Source organism: Nocardioides sp. cx-169 (assembly GCF_021083605.1).
Lineage (GTDB): Bacteria > Actinomycetota > Actinomycetes > Propionibacteriales > Nocardioidaceae > Nocardioides.
The window spans coordinates 177,145-193,566 of the sequence record NZ_JAJNRO010000004.1 but is presented as its reverse complement, the minus strand read 5'-3'; the positions used below and the strand labels follow the sequence as shown (position 1 = coordinate 193,566).

Sequence of the window (16,422 nt, the reverse complement as noted above, 5' to 3'; positions counted from 1 at the left end):
GATTGTGATGACCCCCTTGAGCGTTCAAGTCTTGGTAGCTACGATGTACCGTGACGACTTCAACTTCCTCACAGACTTCGGGTTGGCTAGTGACGCTGTCGTCATCAATCAAGCTGACTTCTGCGGTGACACCAACCTAGAACTCGACGGCCATACTGTTTTGGTACACACGAGCACTGCTCGTGGGCTCAGCGCTAGCCGCAACAAGGCGATCGAACTCGCGAGCGCTGATATCTGTGTCATAACTGACGACGACGTGATTCTGGCGCCAGATTATGCAACCATGATATCGGATGCATATGGGCGCCACCCCGAAGCGGACATCATAGCCTTTCAAGTCAGTCGGACCGGCACCGAGCGAGCCAAGGACTTCTCCCAAATGGGTCGACGACTCACATTCCTGGGAGCCATGAAGGTCTCCTCAGTTGAGATCACTTTTCGCCGCGAAGCGGTCAGAACTTCCGGCCTATCTTTCGACGAGGCTTTCGGGTCTGGCTCCCCGCACAGCATGGGCGAAGAGTCCATCTTTCTGTTCGATGCCCTGAGGAAGGGGCTTCGAATCAGATACGAACCAGTCGTTATTGGAATGACCCACATGGGCAAGTCTTCGTGGTTTGACGGATACTCTGAAAAGTATTTCAGGGATCGGGGGGCGGTTTTCAAGCGCATGGCGCCCAGGTTGACCTGGCTACTCGTAATTCAGTTCGCGGTCCGCAAACATTCACTTTTCGCCTCACGTATATCAGTTGGCGGTGCAATACGGCTGATGCTCGAAGGGGCCCGTTCATACCGCTAGTGCGACTGGTCTCGGAACGGCTCGAATTTCTTCGCTAGCCACCATGCTTGGGATGCGCTGTACACCAAGAGCCCCACTGCCGTGGCCCAGACTATTCCGATCCAGCTGTCGAGTTGCCGGCAGAGAAATAGGGCCAGGGGGATCTTTGCACACGCCGCTACTCCGTAGAAGAGTAACTGGAATCGGATCTCGCCCAATCCACTCGTAAAACTAGCCATCACGGAATTCATCATGGTGGCACCGGTCAAGACTGCGAAAGCTAGCGAATATTCGCCCTGCACATTTATCGTCTCAGCCCCTAGCCATAGGTCGAGCAACTGGGGCATAACTGGGACCGCCGCCAAGCATCCTGCGAACCCGACAAGGGCCGCTATATTCGCACGGCGGTAGGCCCTTTCTATCCACTGGGTATCGCCCACTACCCACGCGTGGGTCACCCGAGACCACATGGGGGTCATGGCTACCACGAACAAGGAACCCACTAACCCGAAGGGTCGGAAGTAGGCTTGATAGTCGACGACGAAGCGCGGGCTGAATAGCCACGAGACTAGTGGGGTGTCCGTAGTTATCAGGGCCATGTAAAGAAGCTGAAGACCCAAAAACCCGAAGCCAACCCTAAAAATAGCTGGGAGCGAGCCTAAACTGAAGAATCTCACTGACGGGCGATATATCTTGAAGTCCCCGCTAAACGCCACCAACCCAGCCGCAAGCAGCGGGGTGGCGCTCCAGAACAGATAAGCAGCCGACAGTATGACGAAGTTGGTATCGATATCTGCTGGACTCACGATGAGGACCGTCAACAGCATTCCTGCACTCGTCCCGAGACCGGGGAGTGCACTCGCGACGGCACGCTGTCGCGACAAGAGCACCGCGGTCGAAAGCCGCAGGAACAATTGCAGGACGATCGCTCCACAACACAGTGCCACAGCCGTGCGAAGGGTTGAAGCAGTTAGAACCTCTGGTTCAACATTAAAAGCGCGATTCCAGTCGACAAAGTAGACGATTGGGAAAAGTAGGATGCCCAAGCAGGCAGCAATGCCGCCGCTCGCCACATAGGTAGAAGAGATCAAGGTGCGAGACTCGTTCACGCTCTCAAGCGCGAGCGTCTCCACCAGCCGATTGCGCAGTCCGTTGCCGAGGCCCAAGTCCAGAGTTAAGCACCATCCGACCAGCGTCAGAATTGTGAACCAGACACCTAGCGCCGCGTTCTCCGGGAAGAAGCGCATATAGGCGGGCAGACTAAGGACAGCGACGAGGATCGCCCCTCCTCGCACGAGCAAAGACCCACCAACGCTGGCGGTCAGCCCCGCCTGCCGCCCCGCCCTATGTAAGTTCACAGACTGTCAGCGGGAGCCGTACTCCCCGCCCCGGAAGCGGTGTTCCGGTGCAGCATGTGCATCCAATCGTGGCTTCCGAACCGCTTCATCAGAACCTTGATTTCTAGTTGGATAGGGGTCTGAGCCCAGCCCACTCGGCGTGGCGGTGGAATGTTGAAGCAATGAATGCGACAGTCCGCGACGAGCAGTTGTCAATCTCGTACTCCGCAGGTATGTCCCGCCGCTGCCCGGGGTCAAGTGCCAACGCGACGCACCGAATCAGATTCGCGGGATCCGTTCCACTCATCAGGATGCTTCCGGCATCCAACGCCTCAGGTCTTTCAATCGCATCGCGCACGGTGACGGCTGGAAAACCCAGGATCGCGGCCTCTTCAGAGACCGATCCTGAGTCAGAGAGCACGCAGGCTGCGTCGAGCTGGAGCCTCGAGTAGTCATTGAAGCCCCAAGGCTTGTGGAACTGCAAACCTACGTGGTGGGCTTCGCCCCCCTCAAGTCGCGCCCGAGTTCGCGGGTGAGTCGACACAAGCACGGGGCGATCGTATTCTTCGGCGACCGCGCTTAATCCGCGCAGCAGAGACGTCAATCGTGCTCGATTGTCCACGTTCTCTTGCCGATGCAGACTGGCAAGGAAGTAGGACCCCCGTTCCAGAGAGAGGTCTGAGAGAATGGTGGACCCATCAATGCCCGGTCGTTGAAGACGAAGAACTTCCGCCATGGGGGATCCAGTTAGTTGGATTCGCCGCGGGGGCAGCCCTTCTGCCAGCAAGTTCCGCCTGGCATGTTCCGTATATACCAAATTGAAGTCGGAGATGTGGTCGATGGCTCGCCTATTTATCTCCTCGGGTACGTTCTCATCAAAGCTTCGATTCCCCGCCTCCATATGATAAACGGGAACCTGAAGCCGCTTGGCAATAAGGGCAGACAGGCAACTATTGGTATCGCCGAGTATCAAGAAGACGTCGGGCTTGTGTATAGCAATTAGGTTTTCGATTCCGACGAAAATACTTCCGAGTGTAGTTCCGAGTCGCCCGCCCGCGGCCCCTAAAAACGAGTCGGGGCGCCGCACCCCGAGTTCTTCGAAGAAGACCTCACTCAACTCGTAGTCAAAGTTCTGCCCCGTATGCACGAGCACTTGATCGAAAAACTGGTCAAGCCTCGCTATGACAGCAGATAAGCGAATGATCTCAGGCCTAGTGCCAACGACGGTCATTACCTTCATGCTAATCCTCTACTTTAAACCGATCGCATAACTGAGCGTGGGGGTCCTACTGGTCCGTGGTGATCCTGTATTGAGGGTACTGGGTGTAAAGGTAAGCATGTCCGATCATCCAGTCACGAAGGTCGGCGAGCATGAGCTGAAAGTCGGGTACCGTGCGGTGGTAGTCACTTCTCGTTTGAAGCAGCGTCTTGTCGGCGTCCTTTCCTTCGACCGGAGTGACCGTTAGGTTCTCGTGCCGGAATGTGGTGGAAATCAACTCGACAAGGTCGTGTTTGCTGATCGAGTTCTCGGGCACGGGTTGGACTACTCCAGCAATGTCATGGCGCCGGATCAATTCATCAATCTCTTTGGCTAGTTGAAGCGTCGTCAATCCGTTCCAAATGGATCGGGTGAATCCTCGAACCTCGCCCTGACTGCTCATCACCCAGTGAAAAAGTCCTGTCGCGGGCGTCCGGATCTCCGGCCCAACGATCGAGGTGCGTAACGTAACATCCTTTGAGTTTTCTAGCTCTCCGAGCGCCTTCGTTCGATCGTAGAAGCCGGGTCCATCGCGGAAACTATCCTCACGATACGGACCTGTCTTCCCGGAGAACACACAATCGGTACTCAGGTGAATGATTCTCGGACCCGAACTGGCGCATGCGTGTGCCAACTGGTGGGGAAGAAGGGAGTTCAGAGCGACTGCAAGGGGTGGAGCGTGATCACTGGCTGCCACTAGGGCGCCTACACAGTTGACTACGACGTCGTAGCCGCCGGTCGCCAGCAGGGTCTCGACGTCTTGGAACCTTCGCACATCAACCATGTGGGTGCTGGAGTCGAGTGGGTGCCGCGAAGCGGCCGTCGTCACGGTGTAGCCACTCTCTCGCAAGTAGGTGCTTACGACATGCCCTGCCATACCGCTTGCTCCAAGAATCAAAACCGAAGCCTCCGAGTCAGCCATGACGCTCACTGGCAACGATCTTGTGGAAGTCAGGCAAAGCCAAGATCATCTGCTTGGTCTGCTCCACCGAGAGTTGGACAGTACTGTGCGACGTGTAGTCCTCAGCTTGGACAAATTGGGTCTCCCCCTTTTCGAAGAAGAGTTCGTAGTTCAAGGAGCGAGCGTCAAGCGGGACTCGGTAGTAGTCGCCTTGGTCTGTTGAAGTCGTGATTTCCTCAACGCTCAGTAGGGTTTCGTGGAGTTTCTCACCGTGCCGTACTCCGATTACGCGAATATCGGGATCCTCCACGCCGAGCGCTGAGGCCACGGCACGGGCCAATGTGTCGATCGTCGCCGCGGGAGCCTTTCGGACGAAGAGGTCCCCTTGGGAGGCATGGGTGAAGGCGTGTTCAACGAGCTCCACTGATTCATCCAGCGACATCAGGAATCTCGTCATTGTCGGCTCGGTGATAGTCATCTGTTTGCCGGACAGCACCTGATGCACGAAGAGCGGGATCACCGAGCCCCGCGAGAGGAGAACGTTTCCATACCGAGTGACGGCCACCCTCGTGGGAGAATTCAGATGGTTACGGGCTGCGGCCAGTGCGATCTTCTCCATCATGGCCTTCGACATGCCCATCGCATTCACCGGGTAGACGGCCTTGTCCGTACTGAGACACACAACTGCTTGAACTTGGTTCGCGATCGAGGCATTGACCACATTGAAACTGCCCATCACGTTAGTCTTTACCGCCTGGTCAGGAAAGAACTCGCACGAGGGAACCTGCTTGAGCGCGGCAGCGTGGAATACATAGTCCACGCCGTCAATGGCGTTGCGTACGCTCGCCTCATCGCGTACGTCGCCGATAAAGAAGCGTAGGCGGTCATCATTCAGTTCCCGCCGCATGCGATCCTGCTTGGCTTCGTCACGGCTAAAGATCCTAATCGAGCCGACGTCGCGCTTCAAAAGATGCTTGGTCATCGCATGTCCAAAGGACCCCGTCCCACCCGTGATTGTGACCGATGAGCCGCGGAGCGACCCCGTCGACGGCAAGTCGTTCATTTGCGTTTCCTCTCGTGGTTCCATCTCGAGTGATGGGAAGGGGAATCTTCCGCGCGCACCTGCTCAAGAAGTCGGATAAGCTTGTCTGCGAGCACATCTCGGGCGAAGACCTCGGTTGCGAGCGTCCGCGCCGCGTCGCTGGCCCGCGACAGCGCCTGGGGATCGGAAAGGAACCTGTGTACCTTGCCGGCGCCGTCGTGGGCATCTAGAGGGTCTAGGACAAGGCCGATCCCCTGATTGTTGATCAGGTCCTTCATCCAGCCGCCGTGGTTGATGGCAACGGGGCGCCCTGCCGCCAGGGCATCAAAGAATTTGTTAGCGCTATTTGCCTCTAGCTCTTGCACCGGGATGACCCAAGAACTGCAAAGGTCTGCTGCGCTCAGCACCGCGGGCAAATCCCGCTTCGGAACAGGGGGTTCAATGAAGAAATTTTTGTTTAGAACGCCAGCGCGTTCCGCATGCTGCCGCACCATTGCTTCCTCCCCACCACCCCCGACGGCGAGGAGTCTCACTTCAGGGTCGATCAGGGCCAGGTGCTTCGCCAAATCAACCATGTAGGAAATCCCATTGACCTTCCCGAAGGTGCCCGTATAGACCACCAGCGGCCTGTCCCCTAACCATGATCGTGTCCGACGAAAGTCCGCGCCAAGCGACGCATCGACGGCAAACACGTCGTTGTCGCACGAGTTGGGGATCACGCTCAGGCGGCCTTGGTAACCGGCGTTTCTGACACCATCTGCCATCCCCGGAGAGAGCGCTACCACCGCCCTCGCCCGCCGGTAGGCGAACCGCTCGAGAGTCCGCGCAAGCCTCTGAAGCAGCGGGTTCGGCAAAGCCCCCAAGGCGATCGGGACATCGGGCCACAGATCTCGGACCTCGAAGACCATGGGGCGGCGCCAGCGACTCGCAGCAACGGCCGGCAGAACAACAGTCAGCGGCGTACTAGAAGCAAAGATCAAGTCGGTCTTCAGTCTGCTGGCTCGAAAAGACGCGCGCACCGCATATACAGCGAAAACCCATACTCGCCGAAGGTAGCCCATCCGATTGTCGTACGACAGCGGGAGCCAGTGCACGTTGATGCCATCGATCGACTCGGTCCGCCATGTGAGCCCTTTACCACCGTCTAGGTCGGCCGTCAGCAGATCGACCTGATGACCGGCGGCGACGAGCCGTCTAGCCATCTCATATGATCGGGTGCCACCTGACATGGCAGGCGTGCGAAAATACTGGTGGAGATAGACGATCTTCACGCTTGGGCTACTGCCCCTCTCGAACTCGCGGCGGTCTGACGCGAGGGTGACCACGCCACTTTCCCTCGGGCCGTCGACGGATCGTCAACAATCTGGCTTCTATCCTAACTGGCGTGCTGTTGGCGACACTGGAGCCCGCGGCCCTTGGTTCGGTCACACATCTGCATGACGGCCCGATGAGACCCGTCTCCGCCACCCAGGTCGACTGACTACCCCCTCAAGTCTGAGTCTCCCCATCCTACGGCCTAGCATTGCGCTCGGGGAGAGCGGCGCCCGCAGTCGTCCGCATTCGGTTTGGAGTGCACAGTGATCGATCTTGTGGTTGTGGGGCTGGGGTACGTGGGTCTTCCCTTGGTGGCTGAGGCCTGCCGGTCAGGCATGCGGGTGATCGGATTGGACGCTAATCCTGACGTCGTGGCTGGTCTGAATGCGGGGTTCTCACATGTGGATGACCTCTCAAACTCGGACGTCAGCCAACTCCTTGAACGCGGGTTCAGTGCTACATCCGACGTTGCCGTTGTTGGCGAGGCCGCTGCCGTGGTCATCTGTGTTCCCACCCCCCTGTCTCCAGAGGGGGGGCCCGACCTGGGTGCCGTTCGCGGTGCATGCATGTCGATCGCTCCCCACCTAAAGCGCGACACGCTGGTCGTCTTGGAGTCCACCACGTACCCGGGGACGACCAGCGAGGTGGTGTCACCCCTCCTAGAAGCCGGTTCCGGGATGGTCAGCAACCGGGACTTCTGGGTGGCCTTTTCTCCTGAACGCATCGACCCCGGCAATGCCGAGTATGGACTTCGCAACACTCCGAAGATTGTGGGCGCTGATTCTGAGACAGCTGCGGAAGTAGCGGAGACGTTCTATCGGCGGGTGGTGGACACAGTCGTTGTCGCTGCTGGCACCAGAGAGGCTGAAGCAGCAAAACTGTTGGAGAACACCTACCGCCACGTCAACATTGCTCTGGTCAACGAGATGAGCCGTTTCTTCCACGAACTGAAGATCGATTTCTGGGATGTGATTCGTCTCGCGGAAACCAAACCGTTCGGCTTCCATAAATTCACCCCTGGGCCGGGAGTAGGCGGCCATTGCATCCCCATCGACCCCAACTATCTCTCTCACCGTGTCCGCTCGAAGCTTGGCTACGCCTTTCGCTTCGTCGAACTCGCGCAAGAGATCAACTCGTCCATGCCTTCATACGTCAGCCAACGCGCCACGAGGCTGCTCAACGAACATGGCAAGGCTGTTCGCGGCTCGCGAGTCCTCCTACTCGGCGTTACCTATAAGGCCGACATCGTTGACCAGCGTGAGTCGCCCGCGATCGACGTGGCAAACTGCCTGTTGGAATTGGGGGCAGAACTCACGTACTTTGACCCGCTGGTGATGGAGTGGTCAGTACCCGCGACCCGCGTGTCCAACCTGGAAGAAGGCCTGGCCCAGGCAGACCTCGTCATTCTGCTGCAGGCGCACAGTAGTTTCGACATAGCCGACATTGAATCCAGGGCTCGGATGCTCTTGGACACTCGAGGTGTCACCACTGGTGGAGCTCACCGCCTTTAGAAATCCCGACACCGTGGGCTTCGGCATCACCGCTCCGTGCCTGAAAACTCACTCATAGTGACGGTGGAAGCGTCGGATATCCCCTCGCGGCGCAGGACCTTTCCTATCGTCGCCCAGATGATTTTTGCGTCGAGCGCGAGGGAGCGACTGTCGACATATTGAACATCGAGGGCGAACTTGGCCGGCCAGCTTAACGCGTTCCGTCCGCTTGCTTGCGCTAGTCCCGTAACCCCAGGTCGCACCTCGTGACGTCGCCGCTGCTCGGGCGAGTATCGCTCGAGGTACTGCAGGAGGAGGGGCCGGGGCCCGACAAGACTCATGTCGCCCTTAATGACGTTCCACAGTGTGGGAAGCTCATCAAGGGAGGTCGCCCGGAGGAACGTCCCGAGCCGCGTCATGCGGTCCACGTCGTCGACTAGACCGTGCTCGGGATCGGGGACGAGCATGGTGCGGAACTTTAAGAGCTCGAATACGCGTTCGTCCTTTCCGGGTCGCTCTTGCCGGAATAGGACCGGTGAACCGAGCCTGAGCCGAACGAGCGCCGCTACCACCAACTGCAACGGGGCGGTCGCGAGTCCGCATACGGCTGCTATGACCACGTCGAGGACACGTTTGAACCTGTCATAGGGGAGCTCGCTCATGAGGCGATCACCGACTGGATCACCGACTGCACGAGGTTGAACTGGTCGTCGCTGAGGGCGGACCCGCTGGGCAGCGTCAGTCCTTGTTTGAAGATCCGCTCCGACGACCCGTCCAAGGTTCCTGCCAATCCGGTAGAGACCGGTTGCAGGTGCATCGGCTTCCAAACCGGGCGGGTCTCGATGCCAGCTGCCGCCATGGCCGCCCCCAGGTGGTCGACCGTCCACCTGGACTCCGAGGGCTCCACCACGATGGCGGTGAGCCAGCAGTTGTCCTGCGTATCGTCGGCTCCGCCCAGGATCCGGACCCCCGGGCTGGGCGCGAGCATCGCTCGATACCGCTCGCGCCACTCCCGTCGCCGCTTGATCATCTCGTCGAGGCGCGTCAACTGCCCCCGTCCCAGGGCGGCGAGGATGTTGGAGAGTCGGTAGTTGTAACCGATCTCCTCGTGTTCGTAGTGGGCCACTGGCTCCCGAGCCTGGGTCGAGAGCTTGCGGACGTGTGAGGCGAGCCGCTCGTCGTCAGTGAGTAGCATGCCCCCACCGGAGGTGGTCATGATCTTGTTGCCGTTGAACGAGAGGACCGACGCTGCGCCGAACGAACCGGCTGCGCGGTCCTGGTAGGTGGCGCCGAACGACTCGGCGGAGTCAGCCAGGAGCCGGGCGCCGTGAGCCTCGGCGGCCCGGGCGATCGGCGTGTAGTCGACGCACTTACCGAGCAGGTCCACGGGCACGACGACGGGGACCCGAGCGCCTTGGTCGGCGAGCTCGGAGAATGCCTGCTCGAGGAGCTGCGGACTCATGTTGCCGGTCTCGGGGTCGCAGTCGACGAAGTGCGGGGTGGCACCGACATACCGGATCGCGTTGACGGTCGCCGCGAAGGTCAGGGTCGACACGGGGACGACGTCACCGGGGCCGACACCCCACGAGACCAGCGCCAGGTGGAGCGCGGCGGTGCCTGACGAGAGGCCGACCGCGTGGGCCACCCCCACCCGATCCGCGACCTCCTCCTCGAAGGCGGTCAAGTCCGGTCCAGCAGGAGCCACCCAGCCAGAGCGCAGCGCCTGGGAGACGTACTTGTGCTCCAGCTCACCCACGTCGGGGGGTGAGAGCAGGATGCTGAACACTCAGCGCCGTCCTGTCAGTCTCGAGTTCTTTGGCGCCCCGAGGATACGTGAGGAACGCCTGGCATCAGCACGCGTTGGCAAAAGTGGACCCCTTGCTCCCCCGCTGCACGCCGGGCGTCATGCCGACCGCCCCGTCGCCGGTCTGCCCGGGGCCCGAGGTCATGGACCAGGTGATGACGACGTCGTCCCGGGTCTCGATGCCCATCGCGAGTGTGGTGACCGGTCGGCCGTTGATCAGCTGCTTCTCGGGGGGCACCCGAGCGCCGTCGATCCGGACCTGGTCGATGGTGCCGCCGTAGGGCCCGTACAGACGAACCAGGACGAGCTGGGTGCCCGGCTCGGTGCCGTAGATGCCGCCGCCGGTCACGGAGTCGGGCAGTGCGGCCGCCTCGCCGGGCGCGATCGCCTGGCTCATGCTCATCGACGCCTCGATTTTCTGCCGTCCGCCGGTGCAGCCGGTCGCGCGGGCGTCCCCCCAGTAGCGCAGGTAGTAGGACATCTTCGACGGGGTGGCGTCGTTGAGGCCGACGTCCACGTGTGGCGTCTTCCCGTCGTCTCCTGGGAAGGCGCCTGCCACCGCGGTCCCCTCGAGCTGAGACCCCACGGTCTCGTCGAAGGACGCCACCAGGAAGCGCTTCTCGTCCGCGGCCCTACCCATCCCGCGGATCATGTCGACGGGCGACTCGAGGTCACCGGTCAGCTTCCCGAAGATGGCGGCCGCCGCTTCCGCGAAGAGGGCGTCCTGCGCGCTGACGTCCAGCTCGAGGTAGGGCTTGTTGAGCAGTTCCTCCACCAGGTTGTCCGGAGTCAGGGTCAGAGAGCCGACCGCGACCGGTCCCGTGCCCTCAAGCAGATAGGACATGGCGACCGGGTCGAGGGAGATGACCCCGTCGATGGGGATGCTCGGGTATCGAGCGTCCCAGTGCGCCTGCCACAGCTCGGCGGCCCTGGGGAAGTCCGGAGTGAAGCCAGGGTCCTGGAAGTAGGTGCCGAGCTCCTGCCCGTAGACGGCCGTCTCCTCCTGGGTGAGCGGAAGGACAGGGCGAGCCGCCATGGGGAAGTCGAGAGCAGTCCCCTGCTTCACCATCTCCAGCCTGCCGTCCTCGGCATGGATCCGGGCCCAGGCGCCGGGCATGCCCCCCGTGCCGCGGATCTCGGCGTTGTTCTGGAAGATCAGCAGGTAGTCGCGCGGACCCTCTGCTCCGACCATCGCGGGGACCACGTCGACCGCTGTGTCGGCCGCGTCGAGGGCGGACGCGGCGTCGGTGACGCGGTCGACGTAGTCGTCGAAGCGCGGGCGCAGTGCGCCCACGAAGCCGCCGCTGTCCACGCCGTCGACGTCGGCGGCGGCCTCGCGGAACGCCGTACGCGCCTTGTCCACGGGGTCGCGTAGGCCCTCGACGACGTCCAGGTCGATCCGGCCGTCGGCCGAGAGCCGGTCGAGATCGTCGAGCGTGGTCGCGAGGGGCCCGATCCCGTCGTTGGCCATGACGTCGAGCGACGAGCTCAGAGCGCGTAGGCCGCCGGTATCGTCGCCCAGCATCGGGACCTTGGTCAGGACCGCCCACCACGGGCCGTCGGTCCGGCCAGCTGCGGAGGCCGCAGCCTCCTGGAGATCCTCGATGGCCTCGTCGCGCGCCGCGGCGTCCCCGTCGGTCACGGCGGCCGTGAGTCGGTCGACGCTGGCCTCCGCCTGGGTGAGGTCACGCTGTAGCTGCACCGCCTGCCAGGCGGTGAAGACCACCGCCACGAGCACGATGCCACCGATCATCATCAGGACCCTGCGACGCGTCACCACGATGTGCATCCTTCCAGTTCTTTGACGCGCCGGTGGACCACTTGGCCGCCCGCGACGCCAGGTTCCGAACGCACGAAAGGCCCCACGTGTCCGTGGGGCCCTTCGGGGACAGATTCAGAGGGTCAGCGCTTGACCCTGAAGGTCTTCTTCTTCGTCGATGCCTTGAATACCGAACCGGCCTTCGGCGTGTACTTCACGGTGACCGTGTAGGTGCCGACCTTGGTGAGCTTGCGGGTCGCGGCCTTGACGCTCCTGGCGCCGCTCACGCTCTTGTTGACGACCTGGGAGTAGCCGCCACCATTCTTCTTGATGGTGACCTTGATCCTGCCGACAGGCTTGGCCGTCCCGCGCTTGGCAGTCACCTTGATGTTGAACGTCGCCTTCTTGCCCTTGCGCACCGACGCTGGGCCACCCAGGGCGGTGTTGGTGTTGATGCAGCTGGTGTAGGGGCAGGCGGCGGTCGCGGAAGTGCCCGAGAAGGCCACCAGACCGGACGCCATCAGGAATGCGGCCAGCAGGCCGACGATGAGCTTCTTCATCAGGATTCTCCCCATGTGGCGTCTCAGACGCCGATAAGTATGTGAACGTGCTGGCGCAGTCAAACACACGCCGTGTTCGTCTTGCCATTTCAAAGCCCATGTGGCGAGATAAAGAATTCCTATCCCCGCGTCTAGGCCCGATCGGTCTAGACCGATGGGCGCCTTGGGATCCGACCCAGAGCGATGCGGCTCGCGCGCTGTCTTAGTCCCCCTCGAGGGCGAGGAGCGAGCGGGCCTCGGCGGAGGTCATCGGTCGGCGCTGCACGACCCGGCCCAAGGACGCGACGCGCTCCACGAGCTGGGCGTTGCTCTCGACCGGGACGCCGCGGCTCAGGGTCAGCACGTCCTCCATCCCGACGCGCAGGTGTCCCCCCTTCGAGAGGGCCGCGAGCGCGACCGGGAGGGTCGTGCGGCCGATGCCGGTCGCCGACCACGACGTCACCTCGGGCGGCAGCGTCGCGACGCCGGCGACGAGGGCGTCCGCCGTGCCGGGCATGCCGCCGGGCACGCCCATCACGAAGTCGCAGTGCACCCGACCGCCGTACGGCAGGCCGTAGCGGTCGAGGAGGCGCGTGAGGGCGTGGGCCTGACCCAGGTCGAACAGCTCGAACTCGGGGACGATCCGGCGCTCCTGCGTGAGCTGGTAGAGCTCGGAGACGAACGGCCAGGGGTTGGCGAAGACGTCGTCGCCGAAGTTCGTCGTGCCCATGGTGAGGCTGCAGGAGTCGGGGCGGGCGTCGAGCACCTTCAGCCGCTGGTCGAGCGGGTCGTGCACCGAGCCGCCGGTGGAGAGCTGGACGACCAGGTCGGTCGTCTCGTGGAGCGCGTCGACGGTCTCCGTGAGCAGCCCGAGGTCGAGGGTGGGCTGGTGCTCCGCGTCGCGGACGTGGACGTGGATCATCGCGGCGCCGGCGGCCTCGCAGGCCTGGGCGGTGGCGACGAGCTCCTCGAGCGTCGTCGGCAGCTGCGGGCAGTCGGACTTCGCGGTCTCCGCGCCGGTCGGGGCGACGGTGATCAGCAGAGCCTCGGGAGGTACGGCGGGCATGGGGGCCATCGTGTCAGAGGCGGGCAGGTGTTTCGAGGGTCGGGCGCGTCGCGGGAGGTCTTGCTGTTGGAGGGGGTGGTGGCGGGGGTTTGTGGCGCTGAGGGCTCGCTGCGGTCGCGCCTCGGCCACCGTGGCGCAGGGGGCGGGAGGATGGGGGGATGCGAGCGGTGGTGCAGCGGGTCCTGTCGGCGTCGGTGACGGTGGAGGGGGCGGTCGTCGGGAGGATCGGCGAGCCCGGGCTGCTGGTGTACCTCGGGGTCACCCACGGCGACGGCGAGGCGGAGATCGGGTGGATGTCCCGCAAGATCTGGGACCTGCGGCTCCTGCGCGAGGAGCGCTCGGCGTCGGAGGTGGGGGCGCCGGTGCTGGTGGTCAGCCAGTTCACGCTGTACGGCGATGCCCGCAAGGGCCGGCGACCGACGTGGCAGGCCGCGGCGCCGGGGTCGGTGAGCGAGCCGGTCTACGAGGGGTTCTGCGCGGCCCTGGAGTCGCTGGGGGCGCGGGTCGAGCGAGGCGCCTTCGGGGCAGACATGCGCGTGGAGTCCGTGAACGACGGCCCCGTGACGCTGCTGCTCGAGCGCTGAGTCAGGCGACCTGCAGCGACTGGTAGACGATGTAGGCGGTGGTGGCCACGAGCAGGACGAGGCCCGCGAGCTGCAGGATCACCAGGCGCTTGCGACGCTCCGCGGGGTTCTGCCTGCTCCGGCGCGCAGCCACAGCTCGCTCCCTTCCGAGGGACGGTATCGACCGCAGGATAGGCGACGGCCCCGGAGACGCGTCGGATCGACGCGTCGCCGGGGCCGACGGTGCCTCAGATGCTGACGTTGACCTCGGCGACGGAGCCGACCGAGGCGACCACCCGCTTGTCCACGGGGTCGGCCTTGGGGGCCAGCGTGCGCAGGGTCCACTCCCCCTCGCCGGCGAAGAACCGGAAGTGGCCCGTGGCCGAGGTCGGGACCTCGGCGGTGAACTCACCGGTGCGGTCGAGCAGGCGCACGTAGGCGTTGCCGACGGGGTCCTCCCCGCGCAAGACCTGGCCCTGGATGATGGCCTCCTTCTTGACGTCCACGCCGTCGAGCGACAGGCCGCCCTCGGTCGCGCCGCACATCAGGCGTCACCAGGTTCGTCGCCGAGGGCGATCGGGACGCCCACGAGGGAGCCGTACTCGGTCCACGAGCCGTCGTAGTTCTTGACGTTCTTGAGGCCGAGCAGCTCCTGCAGCACGAACCAGGTCAGCGACGAGCGCTCGCCGATGCGGCACAGCGCGATCGTGTCCTTGGAGTCGTCCAGGCCGACCCCGGCGTAGAGCGCCTTGAGCTCCTCGTCGGACTTGAAGGTGCCGTCGTCGTTGGCGTTCTTGCTCCACGGCACGTTGAGCGAGGTGGGCACGTGGCCGGCGCGCTGGGCCTGCTCCTGCGGGAGGTGGGCGGGGGCCAGCAGGCGACCGGCGTACTCGTCGGGGCTGCGGACGTCGATCAGGTTCTGGACGCCGATGGCGGCCACGGCGTCGTCACGGAAGGCGCGGATCGAGGTGTCCTGGTCCTTCGCCGTGTACGACGTCTTCTCGCGGGTCGGCAGTTCGTCGGTGAGCTCACGGGAGTCGAGCTCCCACTTCTTGCGGCCGCCGTCCATCAGGACGACGTCCTGGTGGCCGTAGAGCTTGAAGTACCAGTAGGCGTAGGCCGCGAACCAGTTGTTGTTGCCGCCGTAGAGGACGACCTTGTGGTCGTTGGCGACGCCACGGTCGGACAGCAGGGCCTCGAACTGCTCCTTGTTGACGAAGTCCCGGCGGACCTGGTCCTGGAGGTCGGTGGTCCAGTCGAGCTTGATCGCGTTCTTGATGTGGCCCTTGTCGTAGGCCGTGGTGTCCTCGTCGACCTCGATGATGACGATGTCGGGGTTGTCGATGTTGTCCTCCACCCACTGGGGGGAGACGAGCGAGCTCTCGCGAGACATGTGGTGTTGCCTTTCAGTTGGTTGCGGACCGGCCGGCGGCGACCGGGCCAGACGTGCTGGTGATGCGGCGGATGAGCAGGTAGAGCTCGCAGCCCAGGCAGAACCTGAAGACGGCGTTGAGCAGGGCGGCGGTGAGGGCCAGGCCCGTGGCCACGAGGCCGAGCACCGTGACGCCGGACAGGAGGCCGGCCAGGGCGACGAGGGCGAAGCCGAGACCGACCGACTGGGCGAACCGCGGCGGTGCCGGGTCCTCCCACTCCGGCGCCTTCGTGAGCCGGGGCCGGACGAGCGTGCGGAACACCCAGGAGTGGGGGGTGCGCTGGACCCCGAGCAGCGCCCCGATCGCGAAGAGGGCCGCCTGGACGGCCAGCAGGATCGTCGCGAAGAAGCTGGGCGCGGTGGCCAGCACCGTCGCCAGCACCACGGCCGTCACCGCAGCATTGAGCTGCGGGCCGCGCGAGTCGATCTGGGTGGTCATGGCTCTCCTGTGTCCTGGCTCCGGGGAAGGCAGAGGCCCGTCGCGCTCGGCGCGCAGTTCGGCTCGGCAGGAAACTAGAGTGATCTAGTACACTAAGCGGAGCGACGGACGGGACCCGTCAGGACATTCGACACAGGGACGAGCGCACGCGGCAGTGGTCCACTGCGCGTCGCTTGGTCAACCAGGTCGAGATCATGTCCCCAGAGTAGGGACGACACCCAGGTCCCACCCAATCAACGTCCACATGTCGGACGGTGCGTCCACTTAGTGAGACACTGCGCCTGGCCGGCGCCTCACGACGGCGACCAGCAGGCCGCCGACCAGCGCTCCCAGCGTGTTGGCGACGACGTCGACGTAGGTCGCGGAGCGCTCCTCGAGCAGCAGCGCCTGCACCACCTCCACACCGCCCGAGAAGACGAAGCCGTACGCCGTCCAGTCGCGCCACGAGGGCGCGGCCCAGACCACGGCACCCAGCACCACGGCGGGCACCAGGATGGCCACGTTGGCCAGGAACTCGACCCGGGAAGGCTCGAGCAGCTGCTCCGGAGCACCGAGGCGCTCCAGCGCCCTCCCGAGCCAGCCGACGCTGGCCGACGGCGTCCGCGCCGACGGCGCGAGCAGGGCGAAGAGCAGCACCGCGAGATAGCACGGCAGCAGGACGCGGGCGCCCCGCCTCACACCGTCGCGCATGTCCACGGGCACA

General features: G+C 63.4%; 18 protein-coding genes. 3 read left to right on the top strand and 15 right to left on the bottom strand.

Annotation, left to right across the window (positions count from 1 at the left end; genetic code table 11):
* Positions 1 to 43 precede the first annotated feature (43 nt).
* Positions 44 to 796, top strand: coding sequence for a glycosyltransferase family 2 protein (locus LRP67_RS06610; protein WP_231269392.1), 753 nt, complete (start codon positions 44 to 46; stop codon positions 794 to 796).
* On the opposite strand, the gene LRP67_RS06605 is transcribed toward LRP67_RS06610, so the two are convergent.
* From LRP67_RS06605 to LRP67_RS06585, 5 genes are all read right to left on the bottom strand, one after another.
* A complete protein-coding gene (locus LRP67_RS06605) occupies positions 793 to 2,022 on the bottom strand; it encodes a lipopolysaccharide biosynthesis protein (RefSeq protein WP_231269391.1) in 1,230 nt (409 codons plus the stop codon). The genes LRP67_RS06610 and LRP67_RS06605 overlap by 4 nt on opposite strands.
* Positions 2,023 to 2,236: 214 nt before the next feature.
* Positions 2,237 to 3,352: a non-hydrolyzing UDP-N-acetylglucosamine 2-epimerase gene (wecB, locus tag LRP67_RS06600; protein WP_231269390.1), complete on the bottom strand. Its 1,116-nt coding sequence runs from the start codon at positions 3,350 to 3,352 to the stop codon at positions 2,237 to 2,239.
* Between the two features lie 46 nt (positions 3,353 to 3,398).
* A complete protein-coding gene (locus LRP67_RS06595) occupies positions 3,399 to 4,292 on the bottom strand; it encodes a sugar nucleotide-binding protein (protein ID WP_231269389.1) in 894 nt (297 codons plus the stop codon).
* On the bottom strand, positions 4,285 to 5,334 hold the full coding sequence (locus LRP67_RS06590) for an SDR family NAD(P)-dependent oxidoreductase (protein ID WP_231269388.1): 1,050 nt from the start codon (positions 5,332 to 5,334) through the stop codon (positions 4,285 to 4,287). Before LRP67_RS06590 ends, LRP67_RS06595 begins: the two co-directional genes overlap by 8 nt.
* Positions 5,331 to 6,584: a glycosyltransferase family 4 protein gene (locus LRP67_RS06585; RefSeq protein ID WP_231269387.1), complete on the bottom strand. Its 1,254-nt coding sequence runs from the start codon at positions 6,582 to 6,584 to the stop codon at positions 5,331 to 5,333. The genes LRP67_RS06590 and LRP67_RS06585 overlap by 4 nt, the downstream gene beginning before the upstream one ends.
* A gap of 306 nt (positions 6,585 to 6,890) precedes the next feature.
* Here LRP67_RS06585 and LRP67_RS06580 point away from each other — a divergent pair, with 306 nt between their 5' ends.
* Positions 6,891 to 8,138: a nucleotide sugar dehydrogenase gene (locus tag LRP67_RS06580; RefSeq protein ID WP_231269386.1), complete on the top strand. Its 1,248-nt coding sequence runs from the start codon at positions 6,891 to 6,893 to the stop codon at positions 8,136 to 8,138.
* 26 nt (positions 8,139 to 8,164) lie between these two features.
* On the opposite strand, the gene LRP67_RS06575 is transcribed toward LRP67_RS06580, so the two are convergent.
* The 5 genes from LRP67_RS06575 to LRP67_RS06555 all read right to left on the bottom strand — a co-directional run bounded on the left by LRP67_RS06575 (position 8,165) and on the right by LRP67_RS06555 (position 13,285).
* On the bottom strand, positions 8,165 to 8,779 hold the full coding sequence (locus LRP67_RS06575; protein WP_231269385.1) for a sugar transferase: 615 nt from the start codon (positions 8,777 to 8,779) through the stop codon (positions 8,165 to 8,167).
* The gene (locus LRP67_RS06570; protein ID WP_231269384.1) at positions 8,776 to 9,903 is read right to left on the bottom strand and encodes a DegT/DnrJ/EryC1/StrS aminotransferase family protein; all 1,128 of its coding nucleotides are present in this window, start codon (positions 9,901 to 9,903) and stop codon (positions 8,776 to 8,778) included. The genes LRP67_RS06575 and LRP67_RS06570 overlap by 4 nt, the downstream gene beginning before the upstream one ends.
* Before the next feature lie 64 nt (positions 9,904 to 9,967).
* A complete protein-coding gene (locus tag LRP67_RS06565) occupies positions 9,968 to 11,701 on the bottom strand; it encodes a DUF4012 domain-containing protein (RefSeq protein WP_231269383.1) in 1,734 nt (577 codons plus the stop codon).
* Between the two features lie 122 nt (positions 11,702 to 11,823).
* Positions 11,824 to 12,240, bottom strand: a complete 417-nt coding sequence (locus LRP67_RS06560) for a hypothetical protein (protein WP_231269382.1) — start codon at positions 12,238 to 12,240, stop codon at positions 11,824 to 11,826.
* A 202-nt stretch (positions 12,241 to 12,442) separates the two neighbouring features.
* Complete coding sequence (locus LRP67_RS06555; protein ID WP_231269381.1) at positions 12,443 to 13,285, bottom strand: 3-keto-5-aminohexanoate cleavage protein; 843 nt, start codon at positions 13,283 to 13,285, stop codon at positions 12,443 to 12,445.
* Positions 13,286 to 13,443: 158 nt separating this feature from the next.
* Between LRP67_RS06555 and dtd the strand changes: the two genes are divergently transcribed.
* Entirely contained in the window at positions 13,444 to 13,869 is a 426-nt protein-coding gene (dtd, locus tag LRP67_RS06550; RefSeq protein ID WP_231269380.1) for a D-aminoacyl-tRNA deacylase, read from the top strand.
* A 1-nt stretch (position 13,870) separates the two neighbouring features.
* Here the strand turns inward: dtd and LRP67_RS21335 are convergent, their stop codons facing one another.
* The 5 genes from LRP67_RS21335 to LRP67_RS06530 all read right to left on the bottom strand — a co-directional run bounded on the left by LRP67_RS21335 (position 13,871) and on the right by LRP67_RS06530 (position 16,409).
* The gene (locus tag LRP67_RS21335) at positions 13,871 to 14,002 is read right to left on the bottom strand and encodes a hypothetical protein (protein WP_269211201.1); all 132 of its coding nucleotides are present in this window, start codon (positions 14,000 to 14,002) and stop codon (positions 13,871 to 13,873) included.
* Between the two features lie 94 nt (positions 14,003 to 14,096).
* On the bottom strand, positions 14,097 to 14,393 hold the full coding sequence (locus LRP67_RS06545; protein WP_231269379.1) for a DUF1416 domain-containing protein: 297 nt from the start codon (positions 14,391 to 14,393) through the stop codon (positions 14,097 to 14,099).
* On the bottom strand, positions 14,393 to 15,241 hold the full coding sequence (locus tag LRP67_RS06540) for a sulfurtransferase (RefSeq protein ID WP_231269378.1): 849 nt from the start codon (positions 15,239 to 15,241) through the stop codon (positions 14,393 to 14,395). Before LRP67_RS06540 ends, LRP67_RS06545 begins: the two co-directional genes overlap by 1 nt.
* 13 nt (positions 15,242 to 15,254) lie before the next feature.
* Positions 15,255 to 15,719, bottom strand: a complete 465-nt coding sequence (locus tag LRP67_RS06535; protein WP_231269377.1) for a DUF4395 domain-containing protein — start codon at positions 15,717 to 15,719, stop codon at positions 15,255 to 15,257.
* A gap of 264 nt (positions 15,720 to 15,983) precedes the next feature.
* The gene (locus LRP67_RS06530; protein ID WP_231270000.1) at positions 15,984 to 16,409 is read right to left on the bottom strand and encodes a VanZ family protein; all 426 of its coding nucleotides are present in this window, start codon (positions 16,407 to 16,409) and stop codon (positions 15,984 to 15,986) included.
* Between the last annotated feature and the right edge of the window lie 13 nt (positions 16,410 to 16,422).

Excerpts from the sequence above, each read along its gene's own strand:
- LRP67_RS06610 (WP_231269392.1), top strand. The coding sequence starts at position 44 with ATGTACCGTGACGACTTCAACTTCCTCACAGACTTCGGGTTGGCTAGT.
- LRP67_RS06605 (WP_231269391.1), bottom strand. The coding sequence starts at position 2,022 with ATGCGCTTCTTCCCGGAGAACGCGGCGCTAGGTGTCTGGTTCACAATT.
- wecB (WP_231269390.1), bottom strand. The coding sequence starts at position 3,352 with ATGAAGGTAATGACCGTCGTTGGCACTAGGCCTGAGATCATTCGCTTA.
- LRP67_RS06595 (WP_231269389.1), bottom strand. The coding sequence starts at position 4,292 with ATGGCTGACTCGGAGGCTTCGGTTTTGATTCTTGGAGCAAGCGGTATG.
- LRP67_RS06590 (WP_231269388.1), bottom strand. The coding sequence starts at position 5,334 with ATGAACGACTTGCCGTCGACGGGGTCGCTCCGCGGCTCATCGGTCACA.
- LRP67_RS06575 (WP_231269385.1), bottom strand. The coding sequence starts at position 8,779 with ATGAGCGAGCTCCCCTATGACAGGTTCAAACGTGTCCTCGACGTGGTC.
- LRP67_RS06560 (WP_231269382.1), bottom strand. The coding sequence starts at position 12,240 with ATGAAGAAGCTCATCGTCGGCCTGCTGGCCGCATTCCTGATGGCGTCC.
- LRP67_RS06555 (WP_231269381.1), bottom strand. The coding sequence starts at position 13,285 with ATGCCCGCCGTACCTCCCGAGGCTCTGCTGATCACCGTCGCCCCGACC.
- dtd (WP_231269380.1), top strand. The coding sequence starts at position 13,444 with ATGCGAGCGGTGGTGCAGCGGGTCCTGTCGGCGTCGGTGACGGTGGAG.
- LRP67_RS06545 (WP_231269379.1), bottom strand. The coding sequence starts at position 14,393 with ATGTGCGGCGCGACCGAGGGCGGCCTGTCGCTCGACGGCGTGGACGTC.
- LRP67_RS06540 (WP_231269378.1), bottom strand. The coding sequence starts at position 15,241 with ATGTCTCGCGAGAGCTCGCTCGTCTCCCCCCAGTGGGTGGAGGACAAC.
- LRP67_RS06535 (WP_231269377.1), bottom strand. The coding sequence starts at position 15,719 with ATGACCACCCAGATCGACTCGCGCGGCCCGCAGCTCAATGCTGCGGTG.
- LRP67_RS06530 (WP_231270000.1), bottom strand. The coding sequence starts at position 16,409 with ATGCGCGACGGTGTGAGGCGGGGCGCCCGCGTCCTGCTGCCGTGCTAT.